This is a genomic window from Actinoplanes sp. NPDC026623, from assembly GCF_040638275.1.
In the GTDB taxonomy this organism is placed as follows: Bacteria; Actinomycetota; Actinomycetes; order Mycobacteriales; family Micromonosporaceae; genus Actinoplanes.
On the sequence record NZ_JBEZXZ010000009.1, the window covers coordinates 34309 to 47792 of the forward strand.

11 protein-coding genes are annotated in these 13484 nt (G+C 72.3%); 2 read left to right on the forward strand and 9 right to left on the reverse strand.

Annotation, left to right across the window (positions count from 1 at the left end; all coding sequences use genetic code 11):
• Positions 1-93: 93 nt before the first annotated feature.
• Positions 94-363, reverse strand: coding sequence for a 30S ribosomal protein S15 (gene rpsO, locus AB0F10_RS04550; RefSeq protein WP_360217023.1), 270 nt, complete (start codon positions 361-363; stop codon positions 94-96).
• A 125-nt stretch (positions 364-488) separates the two neighbouring features.
• Positions 489-1442, reverse strand: coding sequence for a bifunctional riboflavin kinase/FAD synthetase (locus tag AB0F10_RS04555; RefSeq protein ID WP_360620413.1), 954 nt, complete (start codon positions 1440-1442; stop codon positions 489-491).
• 83 nt (positions 1443-1525) lie between these two features.
• Between AB0F10_RS04555 and AB0F10_RS04560 the strand changes: the two genes are divergently transcribed.
• Together AB0F10_RS04560 and AB0F10_RS04565 are read left to right on the forward strand one after the other, a co-directional pair.
• Positions 1526-4165, forward strand: a complete 2640-nt coding sequence (locus AB0F10_RS04560; protein ID WP_360620414.1) for a response regulator — start codon at positions 1526-1528, stop codon at positions 4163-4165.
• On the forward strand, positions 4162-4572 hold the full coding sequence (locus AB0F10_RS04565) for a response regulator (protein WP_360620415.1): 411 nt from the start codon (positions 4162-4164) through the stop codon (positions 4570-4572). Before AB0F10_RS04560 ends, AB0F10_RS04565 begins: the two co-directional genes overlap by 4 nt.
• Before the next feature lie 5 nt (positions 4573-4577).
• Here the strand turns inward: AB0F10_RS04565 and truB are convergent, their stop codons facing one another.
• The 7 genes from truB to infB form a co-directional block, all read right to left on the reverse strand.
• The gene (gene truB, locus AB0F10_RS04570; RefSeq protein ID WP_360620466.1) at positions 4578-5459 is read right to left on the reverse strand and encodes a tRNA pseudouridine(55) synthase TruB; all 882 of its coding nucleotides are present in this window, start codon (positions 5457-5459) and stop codon (positions 4578-4580) included.
• A gap of 116 nt (positions 5460-5575) precedes the next feature.
• Positions 5576-6895 carry an MATE family efflux transporter gene (locus tag AB0F10_RS04575; RefSeq protein ID WP_360620416.1) on the reverse strand — a complete coding sequence of 440 codons (1320 nt, stop codon included), beginning with the start codon at positions 6893-6895 and terminating at the stop codon, positions 5576-5578.
• Positions 6896-7340: 445 nt separating this feature from the next.
• A complete protein-coding gene (locus AB0F10_RS04580; RefSeq protein ID WP_360620417.1) occupies positions 7341-8369 on the reverse strand; it encodes a bifunctional oligoribonuclease/PAP phosphatase NrnA in 1029 nt (342 codons plus the stop codon).
• A complete protein-coding gene (gene rbfA, locus AB0F10_RS04585) occupies positions 8366-8839 on the reverse strand; it encodes a 30S ribosome-binding factor RbfA (RefSeq protein WP_360620418.1) in 474 nt (157 codons plus the stop codon). Before rbfA ends, AB0F10_RS04580 begins: the two co-directional genes overlap by 4 nt.
• Positions 8840-8965: 126 nt before the next feature.
• Positions 8966-9259 carry a DUF503 domain-containing protein gene (locus tag AB0F10_RS04590; protein ID WP_360620419.1) on the reverse strand — a complete coding sequence of 98 codons (294 nt, stop codon included), beginning with the start codon at positions 9257-9259 and terminating at the stop codon, positions 8966-8968.
• A gap of 33 nt (positions 9260-9292) precedes the next feature.
• Entirely contained in the window at positions 9293-10318 is a 1026-nt protein-coding gene (locus AB0F10_RS04595; RefSeq protein WP_360620420.1) for an SAM-dependent methyltransferase, read from the reverse strand.
• Between the two features lie 60 nt (positions 10319-10378).
• Positions 10379-13459 carry a translation initiation factor IF-2 gene (gene infB / locus AB0F10_RS04600; protein WP_360620421.1) on the reverse strand — a complete coding sequence of 1027 codons (3081 nt, stop codon included), beginning with the start codon at positions 13457-13459 and terminating at the stop codon, positions 10379-10381.
• Positions 13460-13484 lie beyond the last annotated feature (25 nt).

Here is a 13484-nt window from a genome sequence, read left to right on the forward strand (position 1 = left end):
ACCACTACCGAGGACCGGGGCCGTGGCCTGGTGCCGCGCGGGTCCGTGGGTAAAGCTCCGGGGGAGCGGCCAGGCGGCCACTCCCCCGTCAGATCAGCGGCGCAGGCCTAGACGCTCGATCAGCGTCCGGTAGCGCGCGATGTCCTTCTTCTGGACGTAGTTGAGCAGGCGGCGGCGACGGCCGACCAGCAGCAGCAGACCACGACGGCTGTGGTGGTCGTGCTTGTGCGCCTTGAGGTGCTCAGTCAGGTCGGCGATCCGCTTGGTGAGCATCGCGACCTGCACCTCGGGCGAACCGGTGTCGCCCTCGAGGGTCGCGTACTCGGTCATGATCTTGGTCTTGGTCTCTTGATCGAGCGCCATGTTCTCCGTGATTCTGTGTTGCCGGTGAATTCGGTGCCCCGAACGCGGGGCCAAGCTCGCGGCCCGCGGCGTCGGGCAGGCAGGCGAGTCCGGTCGTCGGATGAGCCGACGTCCCGCCAAGCTTATCAGCCGCTTAGATCCCCCGGCCGGGCGAGCACGCTCCGCGTCTGTTCGACGTCCTCGCGGATCTGCGCGACCAGCGGCTCGATGCCCGGATACACCCGCTGTTCGCGCAGGTGGGCAACGAAGTCGAGGCTGACGCGCTCGCCGTACAGGTCGCCTTCGAAGTCGAGGACGTAGGCCTCGACCCGGCGCTCGCGGCCGGAGAACGTGGGATTCGTCCCGATCGACACCGAGGCGGGCAGCGAACCGCCGTCGCGGCCGCCGCGGATCAGCCGGGCCGCGTAGACGCCGTCGGCCGGGATGGCGGCGTAACGGTGGCACATGAGGTTGGCCGTCGGGAAGCCGATCTCGCGCCCGCGCTGATCGCCCCGCACGATGACGCCGCCCAGGCGGTGCGGCCGGCCGAGCGCGGCGGCCGCGGCCGCGACGTCCCCGGCGTCGACACAACTGCGGATGTACGTCGAGGAGAAGACCAGCCCCTGCTCGGCGACCAGCTTCGCCTGCTCGACCGTGAAGCCGAAGGTGCGCCCGAGCGTGGTGAGCATGGCGAGGTCGCCGGCCGCCCGGTGCCCGAAGCGGAAGTTGTCGCCCTCGACCACGACCGCCGCGTGCAGCGCCTCGACCAGCACGTCGTGCACGAACGCCTCGGCACTGAGCTGGGAGAACGCCGGGGTGAACGGCACCACGCAGAGCGCGTCGACGCCGAGCTGCTCGATCAGCTCGGCCTTGCGCACCGGCTCGGTCAGCACGGCCGGGTGCGAGCCCGGGCGCACGACCTCGGCCGGGTGCGGGTCGAAGGTCACGACGACCGATTGCAGCCCGAGATCGCGGGCCCGCTTCACGGTGTGCCCGATGATCGCCTGGTGGCCGCGGTGCACGCCGTCGAAGACGCCGATCGTCACCACCGACCGGCCGAAACCGCCCGGCACCGCCTCGTAGCCACGCCATCGCTGCATTCCGTATGCCTCCCCTGCCCCAGATCTCGCGGGTAAGCGTATCGGTCATCTTCCGTGCCTGAAACGCTACAGTTGATCCCGATATGAGCATCGACTGGAGTCCCCTGGTCCTGCTCGCGGCCGAGTTCATGTTCGCCGTGCTCTTCGTGCGCGCCCTGAGCGGTTACCTGCACGGCCGGGACCCGCTGCAGCGCGACGTCACGCTGGTGTTCGCGCCGTTCATGGTGCTGTTCTGCGCCGACGTGACCCGCCGGATCATCGGCGGGGTGCTGCCGTACTGGATCGGCGCGGCCGCCCTGCTGGCCGTCCTGATCCAGCCCTATCTCACGGTCCGGCTGGCCGCGCGCCTGCGCCAGGTGCCCCGGAGGCTGCACCTGGCCGTGCTGGGCACCTTCGTCGTCACCGCCGCGCCGCTGGCGTTCGCGGATCGGCCCCGCCCGCTCGAGGTGTGGGCCCTCGCTTGGCTCGGCTTCGTCGCCGCGGAGATCGTCGCCGCCTGGCTGCTCTTCGGCAAGGCGCGCACCCGCTCCGGCGCGAACCGGGCCCGGCTGATGACCGCCGCCTTCGCCACCCTCACCTTCGGCGCGACGATCGTGTTGCTCGGCATCGGCTCGCTCGACGGCGCCGACTCCGCCTTCAGAACCGCGAGCCGGGGGATGGCGCTGGTCAGCGCCGTCGGCTACCTGATCGCGTTCCTGCCCCCGCGCTGGCTGCGCCGGGCCTTCTCCGCCTCGGCCGCCCAGTCGGTCACCGAACGCCTGCTGCGCACGCCCGTGGAATCCCCCGAGCAGGTGTGGCAGACGTACGCCGAGATCATGCGGGTGCAGACCGGCGCCGACGCGGTCACCGTGCTCATGCCGCGCGCCGACGGCATGCTCGCACCCGCCGCCTACTCCGGCCCGCCGATCGCCACCCCGCACGCCCTCGGCGCCAAGGACATCACCGCGCTCATCCGCGCCGGCCGGCCCGCCCGGCTGCGCGAGGGCGGCGCGGCCCTGGTCAGGCACTATGGCGACGACCTCGTGACCGTGCTGAGCATGCCGGTGCCGCCGGACGCCGAGGGCGCGGTGCTGCTCGTCAACCGGCACCGCAGCCTGTTCCGGGACGACGACCTGCGGCTGCTGGCCGCGCTGGGCGGCCAGGCCGGCATCATCGCGGAACGGCAGGCCGTCACCTCGGCACACCGCCGCATGGCCGTCGAGCTGAGCGCCTCCGTCGAGGCGCTCACCCGGGCCAGCCAGGCGAAGAGCTCGTTCCTGGCGAACATGAGCCACGAGCTTCGTACCCCGCTCAACGCCATCATCGGCTTCAGCGACCTCATGCGGCTCGAGGAGCCGGACGGCGACCGCCGCCGGGTGCCCGCCGACTGGATCGACCACATCCACAGCAGCGGCCGGCACCTGCTCGGCCTCATCAACGACATCCTGGACCTGGCCAAGATCGAGGCAGGCCGGCTCGACCTGCGGCTCGCGCCGCTGCGGGTCGACGCCGCGATCACCGAACTGCTGACCGGGCTCTCGCCGCTGCTGACCAGCAAGCACCTCACGGTCACCACCAGGCTGCCCGAGGCCACCGTGCTCGCCGACCGGGTGCGCTTCCGGCAGATCGCGGAGAACCTGCTCTCCAACGCGATCAAGTTCACGCCGGAGGGCGGGTCGATCTTCGTCTCGGTGGCGCCGGCGGGCGACGACCTCGTCGACCTCACGGTCGCCGACACCGGGGTGGGCATCGCCGAGGCCGACCGGGACCGGGTCTTCGAGGAGTTCCAGCAGGTCGGCGACCCGGAGCGGCACCGTTCCGGCACCGGCCTCGGGCTGGCGCTGACCAAGCGGCTGGTCACCGCGCACGGCGGCGAGATCACCCTGCTCTCCGCGCCCGGCGAGGGCAGTGCCTTCACCGTACGGCTGCCCGCCGCGTCGGTCCTCAGCTTCGAGGAGGGGCCGGCGGCGGGCGCACACGTGCTGCTCGTCGAGGACGACCCGCAGTCGGCGGAGCTGCTCAGCACCCAACTGGCCGGCGCGGGCTACCACGTCGACGTGGCCGGCACCGGCGAGGCGGGGCTCACCGCGGCCGGCGCCCACCCGCCGGACGCGATCGTGCTGGACGTCGCGCTGCCCGGCATCGACGGCTTCGAGGTCATCCGCCGGCTGAAGGCCGAACCGCGGCTCGCCGCGATCCCGGTCTTCTTCGTCACGATCATCGACGAGCGCCAGGCCGGCCTGGCGCTGGGCGCGCAGGAATACTTCGTGAAGCCGGTCGACCAGGCCGCGCTGCTGGGCGCCCTGGCCAAGGCGATGGCGCGCCGGCCGACGCCCCGGGTGCTGGTCGTCGACCACGACGACCGGATCCGCGAGGCGATCGAGCAGGGCCTGCGCGCGGGCGGCGCCGACGTGGTCGCCTGCGCCGACGGCCGCGACGGGCTGGCGCTGAGCCGCGAGGGCCACTTCGACCTGATCGTCTGCGACATGCAGTCGCCCGACGTGGACGGCTTCAGCATGCTGACCGCCATCGAACAGGACCCGGCCACCCGGCACACCCCGGTGCTGGGGCTGACCCCCGCCGGCGCCGCACCGGCGCCGGGCGAGGCCGGCCCGCTGGTCGCGACGGCGATGGCCGGCGGCGTCGTGGCGACCGCGATGGCCGGCGGCGCCGGCTGGGAGACCCTGGCGCCGCTGCTCAGCGGCGCCGAAAAGGCCGTGAAGGACGAGAGGGAGATTCCGTGACGGCAGAGAATCCGCGCATCCTGCTGGTCGAGGACGAGGAGCTGAACAGGACCCTGGTCAAGGCGGTTCTCTCCCGGGCCGGCATCGCCGCGGTCCGCGACGCCGAGGTGCTGGACGCGTCCTCGATCGCCGCCGCGCGCGAACAACTCGCCGCCGGGGACATCGACCTGGTGCTGCTCGACATGAACCTGCCGGACGGCAACGGCCTGACCCTGGCCGGCGAACTCGCGGCGGGCACGGTCACGCCGGGCCGGCCCCGGCCGAAGGTGGTCGCGGTCACCGCGAGCGTGCTGCCCCAGGACCGAGCGGCGGCGCTGGCGGCCGGCTGCGACGGCTTCCTCGACAAGCCCTACGCCGCGGCGGACCTGGTGGCAACCGTCGCCGACCACCTCCCCCGCGGCCCCTGAACGGCCTAGGCCGGTGCGAGCACGATCTCGGCGCGGGCCTTGCCGTCGCGCTCCGAGACGATCGCGAGCACGTCGCCGGCGGCGTCGAAGACCGCGTACGGCCCCTCGATGCCGACCGGCTCGAGCGGCCCGCCGTGGCTGAGCACCCGGGCCTCCTCGGCGTCCGCCGCGCGCTGCGGGAAGGCCCGCCGCGCGGCGTCGGCCATCGGCAGGGAGATCACGTCGGGGGCGCGCTCCTCCAACTCCGGCAGCGTGGCCGCCTCCGCGAGCGACAGCCCGCCGACGGCCGTACGCCGCAGGGCGGTGAGGTGGCCGCCGACGCCGAGGGTGCGGCCCAGGTCCCGGGCGATGGCCCGGATGTAGGTGCCGCTGGAGCAGGTCACGTCGATGTCGACGTCGACGGCGTCGCCCGCCCGGCGGATGTCGAGCACGTCGAGCCGCGAGACGGTGACCCGGCGCGCGGCCAGCTCGACCTCCTCGCCGTCGCGGACCCGCTTGTATGCCCGCTGGCCGTTGACCTTGATGGCGCTGACCGCGCTCGGCACCTGATCGATCTCGCCGGTCTGTGCGGCGAGCCCGGCCCGGATCCCCTCGTCGGTGACCCCGGCGGCCGAGACGGTCGCGGTGACGTCGCCCTCGGCGTCGTCGGTGACGGTGGACTGGCCGAGCCGGATCGTGGCGGTGTAGCTCTTCTGCGAGCCGATCACGTAGGTGAGCAGCCGGGTCGCCCGGTTGACGCCGATGATGAGCACCCCGGTGGCCATCGGGTCGAGCGTGCCACCGTGCCCGACCCGGCGGGTCTTCGCCAGCCGCCGCACCCGCGCGACGACATCGTGGGAGGTCATCCCGGCCGGCTTGTCCACCACGATCAGCCCATCTGTGTTGATGGTCTCGCTCCGCTCGACGGGCAGTGCACCCTTTGAGTCGTTGTCGGGGCACTGCGACTCTGGTTGCGGTTAACCCTAGTTGTAGCGCGTGACGACGGGTCGAGGGCACAGATGACTCAGCGGGTCACGCCCAGGACGGTCCAGCGGGGGCTGCGCCAGCGGATCACGATGAAGACGAGTCTGATCAGCATGAACAGGGCCAGGCCGAACCAGACGCCGGCCAGGCCGCGGTCCAGCGCGTAGGCCAGCCAGATCGCCGGCAGGAAGCCGAACAGCGCCGCCGACAGCGTCATCGTGCGCAGGAATCCCACGTCGCCCGCGCCGATCAGCACGCCGTCCAGCGCGTAGACGACCCCCGCGAACGGCAGCATGCCGACGAACCACGGCCAGACGATCGCCGCCTGGTCGAGCACCGCCTGGTCGCTGGTGAACCAGCCCGGCACCACGCCCGCGCCCGCCGCCGCCAGCGCGGCGAGTGCCGTCGCGGCCACCGCGCCGACCGTGGTCACCCGGCGGGCGACCGCGCGGGCCGAGCGCTCGTCGCCCGCGCCGAGCGCGGCGCCGACCAGGGACTGCGCGGCGATCGCCACCGCGTCCAGGGCCAGCGCGCAGAAGAACCAGAGTTGCAGGCCGATCTGGTGGGCGCCGACCGCCGCGACGCCGAAGCGGGCCGCCACCGCCGTCGCGGAGAGCCAGCAGGCCTGGAATGCCGCGCCGCGGATGAGCAGGTCCCGGCCCAGCACGAGCTGGCGCACGATGATCACCGGGTTGGGCCGCAGCGGCGCGCGTTCCCGGAACAGGGCCCAGAGGAACAGGCCGCCGCTGAGCGACTGCGCCACCACGTTCGCGACCGCCGAGCCGGTCAGGCCCCAGCCGGCGGAGTAGACGAGCACCGGGCAGAGCACCGCGGAGAGCACGTTCGCGCCGAGCACGAAGATCAGTGGGCGGCGGGTGTCCTGCACGCCGCGCATCCAGCCGTTGCCGGCCGCGGCCAGCAACAGGCCGGGGGCGCCGAGGACGGCGATGCGCAGCCAGCCCGCGGCGGCGGCAGCGGTCTGGGGATCGCCGGCCAGCGCCCGGGTGATCGGGTCGGCGAACAGCTGGGCGAGCAGCACCAACAGCGCGCCGGTGGCGAGGGCCTGCCAGGAGGCCTGCACGCCCTCGGCGACGGCCGCGGTCCGGTCGCCGGCGCCGAAGCGGCGGGCGGCCCGGCCGGTGGTGCCGTAGGCCATCAGGGTGCCGAACCAGACGGCGACCGACATCACGGTGCCGCCGACGGCGACGGCGGCCAGCGGCAAGCGGCCGAGATGACCGACCACCGCCGTGTCGACAAGCACATACAGCGGCTCGGCGGCGAGCACGACCAGGGCCGGCAGGGCGAGCGCGGCGATCCGGCGCGTCGCCGTGCGCTCCTCTACTGCGGCGGGCGGGCTCATGACTTCACATGATGCCCGCCCTGCCGTAAGGAGCGCAATGTGTCCTGAGACTTACCTACTGACGCGTGTCCATCGACGTCTGCAGCGCACGTCGGGCCTGCTCACGGGCGTCGTCGGACTGCTGGGGCTTCGGCTTGGCGGCCATGATGGTGGTCCTTCCACGGCGGGACGGGTGCACGGCACCCACTGATCGATCGAGCGAGGCGTCGCGAGGGGCCGACCCGGGATCACCGGGTGGGTAACGGGGCGACGCGCCCGGGCGGGTGCGCCCGGGATGGCTCGAGGCAGCTGCGGCGTGCGGTGGTAGCGCCCGTGCAGAAACCAAATCACCGTTAAATCAAACTATCGTTCAGTCTCGCTGAGTGCGATAAGCATCCCGCGCTACGGGACACGAAAGAATGACAAAAGGCCGACCCGCAGGTCGGCCTTTTGGTGAGTAAAGGTTCTAAATGAGATGATTGTCTAGTTTGTCGCGAACGGCAACCGCGACGTCGCCCGGTGATCCGTGACCGGTGAAACCCGCCGCCAGCCGATGCCCGCCGCCGCCGAGCGCGACCGCGACCGCGCTCACGTCGACCGCGCCCTTGCTGCGCATCGACACGGCCCAGACGCCGTCGGCAAGCTCCTTGACCACCATCGAGACGTCGACCTCGGCCACGCACCGGACCGGGTCGATGAGCGCGTCCAGCACATACGGCCGCTGGCCGTGCCGCGCCAGGTCCTCGAGGGTCGCGTACGTCCACACCATGCCGTGCCCGGCCGCCGCCGTGGGGTCCAGTTGCGCGCGCCCCAGCACGTCGGCGAAGAGCTTCATCGCGCCGAACGGCCGGCTGTCGAAGATCCGCCGGGAGATGTCCCCCGGCCGCAGCCCGGTGGCGATCAGCCGGGCGGCCATCTCGTGCACCTGCGGCGTGGTCATGTCGAAGCGGAACGAGCCCGTGTCGGTCGCCAGCGCGACGTAGAGGCACTCCGCGATCTCCACGTCCAGCGGCACGTCGAGGCGCTGGAGCAGCCCCTCGGCGACCACGGAGGTGGCGGCCGCGGCGCCGTCGACCAGCTTGACGGTGCCGAAGCCGGTGTTCGAGGCGTGGTGATCGAGCACGACCGTGGCCCGGGCCGCCGCCAGCCGGTCGACCAGCCCGCCGAGCCGGGACTCGGCCGCCACGTCGAAGATCAGCAGCAGGTCCGGATCGCGCCAGGCCTGTTCCTCGGGCACCAGCAGGTCGAGGCCCGGCAGCCCGGCGTAGGGCTCCGGGATCTCGAACTCGCCCGCGAACGTCGCCTGCAGCCGCGTCACGCCCAGCCGGCGCAGCCCGAGCGCGAAGCCCAGCATGCTGCCCAGCGCGTCACCGTCCGGGTTTACGTGGCAGATCAGCAGCACCCGCCCGGTCGGGGCCAGCTCGCGGATCGTCGAGACGGCCGCCGACCAGTCGGCTGCGGTAGGCGTGGCCGAAGCGGCGACCGCCTCGGTCACCCCTGATCCTCGCGGGCCCCGACGCGCTCGTCGGCGTCGTCCTCTTCCTCTTCCTCTTCGTCGACCTTGTACGGGTCCGGGTCGCCGGCGTACTGCTTACCGGCGGCGAGCCGCTGGACCTCCTCGTCGCGGTGCCGGGCCGCGGCCAGCAGATCGTCGATCTCCTTGGCGTGGTCCAGGACGTTGTCCAGGACGAAGGTGAGGCTCGGCGAGTGCCGCAGGCCCAGCGCGTGGCCGACCCGGGTGCGGAGCATGCCCTTGGCACTCTCCAGCGCCGCCGCGGTGGCCGCCTGCTCGGTCTGGTCACCGAGCACGGTGTAGTAAACGTGCGCGTCGCGGAGGTCTCCCGTGATTCGGGCGTCGGTGATCGTCACCATGCCGAGCCGGGGATCCTTGATCTCGCGCACCAACGATGCCACCAGCTCGCGGATTCGCTCCGCGTGCCGACGCGTCTTGGCCGGATCCGACATATCGCCCACCTCCGACATCCGTACCTGCGGGTGAACCACCCCGCCCAACGCCTGAAGCCTACCCATGACGGCCACGCGCCGAACGTCCCGGCCGCCCGCCGCCGCCCCCCGGGGAGACCAGCGCGTTCAGTCCTCGTCGCCGTGTAGTCGTCGCCTCACGGACAGCAGTTCGATCTCCGGGCGGCCGGCCACCTGGTGCTCACAGGTGTCGATCACCGCCCGCGCCTGATGCGCCTCGGCGGCGACGACGGCCACCCCGATCTGGGCGCGCCCGTGCAGGTCGTGCGCGCCGACCTCGGCGACGCTGACCTCGTAGCGGCGCAGCATCGCGATGATCGGCCGAAGGTAGGAACGCTTCTGCTTGAGCGAGCGGGAGTCGCCGGGCAGGAGCAGGTCGAAGAGCGCTGATTCGATATACATCAGCGAGCAGGGTACGCCCGTCGGCCCCGAAGATCAGCCGGATTTCCGGGCCACCACGACGTCGCGCTCGATCCCCTGGTCGACCCGGTGGCTCAGCTCCTCGTGCGCGACCAGGTCGAGGCCGTTCGCGATCAGAATGTCCTCGGCGAGCTCCCGCTTCGCCACCTTCGTGTTCCAGGACAGCCCGATGGCGCCGCCGGGCCGCAGCAGGGACAGCCACTGCGGCACGGCCCGCTCCAGCAGGTCCAGCGGCCGGCGGGACATGCCGCCCTCGTCGTCGTAGCTGCCGTGCGCGACGCCGTACGGCAGATCCGCGACCAGCACGTCGACGGTGTTGTTCCGGATCAGGCCGTCCAGCTGGGTGGTGTCCGCGTTGAGCACGATCAGCCGCTGCACCGCGCCGGCCTTGTGGTCCTCCTTGCTGGCCGCCATCGTGATCTCGAGGCGGCGGGCGGCCTTGCGGCCCTGGCGGCGCACCGGCACCAGCTCCGCGGTGTGCTTGAGGCGCTTGCGCTTGAGCCAGGTCTGCAGGAACAGCTTGTACGCCTCGACGTCCTTGCCGTCGATCTCCACGCCGATGGCGTCGTAGCCGTACATGAGGGCCTGGTTGAGGGTGGTGCCGCGGCCCGCCAGCGGATCACCCACGACGAGGTGGCCGTCGAGCATCCGCTTCGCCGACGCGGAGGCGAGCAGCGTGAGGTTGAGCAGCAGCTTGGTGAACTGCTCGTTGGTCTTGCCCGCGTACTTCGGAATGGTGATCAGGTCGCTGTCGTAGCGGGCCAGCGGGGTGAGCTCGACCGGGCGCAGCAGGTCGTCACCGGCCCGCTCGAAGAGGGCGTAGGCAGCCGACATGTTCGACAGGTAGGCGACGTCGCGGGGCAGCAGGTCGGCGTCGAAGGTCAGGTACTCCACGCCGCCGATCGCCTCGGCGTCGACGTCCGTGACGTCACCGGAGAGCACCGGCCGGAACGCGGCCAGCTCGGCCCGGGAGAGCCGGCCCGCCTGATCGGCGTACACACGGTTGGCGGAGGGCGCGAGCAGCATGGCATAGCGAGACATTCCTGTAGTAAAGACAACGGCCCCCGGCGCCGAAGCGCCGGGGGCCGTCAGCCGGGGTTGTTACGCCCGCGGCTTCTCACGCATCTCGAAGGTCTCGATCACGTCGCCGGGCTGCGGCGAGCCGAAACCGGACAGGGTCAGACCACACTCGAAGCCCTCGCGGACCTCGGTGGCGTCGTCCTTGAACCGCTTCAGCGAGCTGATCGTGACGTTGTCCGCCACCACGGTGCCCTCGCGCAGGATGCGCGCCTTGGCGTTGCGGCGGATGAGACCGGAGCGGACCAGACAGCCGGCGATGAGACCGATCTTGGACGAACGGAACACCTCGCGGATCTCCGCGGTGCCCAGCTCGACCTCCTCGTACTCCGGCTTGAGCAGGCCCTTGAGCGCCGCCTCGATCTCCTCGATGGCCTGGTAGATGACGCTGTAGTAGCGGATCTCCACGCCGGCGCGGTCGGCCATCTCCTTGACCTTGTTCGAGGCCCGGACGTTGAAGCCGATGATCGTGGCAACCGCGTCCGACGATGCACTCGCCAGGTTGACGTCGCTCTCGGTGATCGCACCGACGCCGCGGTGGATGACCTTGAGCTGCACCTCGCTCGGGATCTCGATCTTGAACAGCGCGTCCTCGAGCGCCTCGACCGAACCCGAACCATCACCCTTGAGCACCAGGGTGAGCGACGTCTTCTCGCCCTCCTTGAGCTGCTCCATGAGGTCCTCGATGGTCGCCTTGCCCTTGGAGTTCGCGAAGCTCGCCGCACGACGGCGGGCCTGGCGCTGCTCGGCGATCTGCCGGACCGTGCGGTCGTCCTCGGCCGCCAGGAACGTGTCGCCGGCGCCAGGCACCGACGTCAGGCCCAGGACGAGGACCGGACGAGCCGGGCCCGCCTCGGAGACCTGGTTGCCGTTCTCGTCGAGCATGGCGCGGACGCGACCGTGCGCGCCGCCCGCCACGATCGAGTCGCCGGCCCGCAGCGTGCCCTTCTGGACCAGAACCGTGGCAACCGCGCCCCGGCCCTTGTCGAGGTGGGCCTCGACCGCGACACCCTGCGCCGGCCCGTCGATCGGAGCGGTGAGCTCCAGCGACGCGTCGGCGGTCAGCAGCACGGCCTCGAGCAGTTCCTCGATGCCGATGCCGGGCTTGGCGGCCACGTTCACGAACATCGTGTCGCCGCCGTACTCCTCGGCGAGCAGGCCGTAGTCCGTCAGCTGCTGACGGACCTTGTCCGGGTTGGCGTCCGGCTTGTCCACCTTGTTGACCGCGACCACGATCGGCACGTCGGCCGCCTTGGCGTGGTTCAACGCCTCGACCGTCTGCGGCATGACGCCGTCGTCGGCCGCGACCACCAGGATCACGATGTCCGTGACCTGGGCACCACGGGCACGCATGGCGGTGAACGCCTCGTGACCGGGGGTGTCGATGAAGGTGATGGCCCGATCCTCGCCCTGGTGCGGGACGACGACCTGGTAGGCACCGATGTGCTGGGTGATGCCACCCGCCTCGCCGGCGACCACGTTGGTCTTGCGGATCGCGTCGAGCAGCTTCGTCTTACCGTGGTCGACGTGACCCATGACGGTCACCACCGGCGGACGAATGACCAGACGGTCCTCGGCCACCTCGGCGTCGAGGTCGATGTTGAACCGCGACAGGAGCTCGCGATCCTCGTCCTCGGGGCTGACGATCTGCAGCTCGAAGCCGAGGTGCACGGCGAGGAGCGCCAGCGTGTCGTCGGAGCACGACTGCGTCGCCGTGACCATCTCGCCCAGGTTGAACATCTCCTGGACCAGCGAACCCGGGTTGGCGTTGATCTTGTCGGCGAAGTCGGAGAGCGACGCACCACGCGACAGCCGGATCTCCTGACCCTGGCCGCGGGGCGCACCCGACGACATCTGCGGAGCCGACAGGTTGTCGAACTCCTGACGCCGCTGCTTCTTCGACTTGCGGCCACGCGTGGGCCGGCCACCGGGACGCCCGAAGGCACCCGCGGCACCGCCGCCACGACCGCGACCGCCACCACCGGGACGACCGGGGGCACCGCCGACGGGACCGCCGCCACCGGGGCGGAAACCGCCACCGGCACCGGCACCGCCGCCGCCACCGGGGCCGCCGCGGTAGCCACCGCCGCCGCCACCGCCACCGGGACCGCCGCGGTAACCGCCGCCACCGGCACCGGCACCTGCGCCGCCACCGGGACGGAAGCCGCCACCGGCGCCACCACCGGGACCGCCACGACCGCCACCGGGACCGCCGGGACGACCTGCGCCGCCACCGGGGCCGCCACGACCGCCGCCGGGACCGGCGGGGCGCTGTGCGGGCATGGACGCGGGGCTGGGACGCGGCGGCATCGAGGCAGGGCTCGGCCGCGGCGGCATGCCGGGCTGGTTGGGACGCGGCATCGCCGACGGGGTCGGCCGCTGGCCGCCACCGGAGACGCCGAACGGGTTGTTACCGGGGCTGCGAGCCGGCGGGCGCGGTGCGCCGCCGGGGCCGGGCCGGCCGGTAGTGGGCGCGCCCGGGGCTCCGGGACGCGTAGCCGCGGGCGAACCGGGACGCGGCGGAACCGTGCCCGGGCCCGGGGGCCGCGGACGGGTGGTCCCGTCGGCCGGAGGCTGCTGCGCCCGGCGCTCGGTGTCGCGCTGGCGGGCGGCCTGGGCGGCCTTGACGGCAGCCTCCTGCTCGGCCTTCAGCGCCGAGGCGCGCGCCTCGGCGGCCGCCACCTCGATGTCGTGGGCACTCGCCGGCTTGGCGACCGGACCGGGCATGGGGCCCGGACGGCCGGGAACCGGCGGCTTGGGCCGGACCATCGAGCCGGGAGACGGCGCCGGGGACGTGGGTGCGCTGGTGGGCGCTCCCTCGGCCGGGGCGGCGGGCCGGCGCGGCGGCTGCGGCCGCGCGGTCGATGGAGTGGCCCGGGGGGCGCTGGGCGCGCTCGGGGCGCTCGGCGCGGCAGCGGCGGGTGCCGCCGGAGCGCCACCGCCCTGTGCGTCGAGGGCACCACGAAGTCGCCGGGCTACCGGGGCCTCGACCGTGCTGGATGCGGATTTGACGAACTCGCCCATCTCTTTGAGCTTGGCGAGAACGGTCTTGCTGTCGACCCCGAGCTCTTTGGCGAGCTCGTGAACGCGGGCCTTGCCTGGCACTGCACTCCTCACTTCGAGGTCGTGC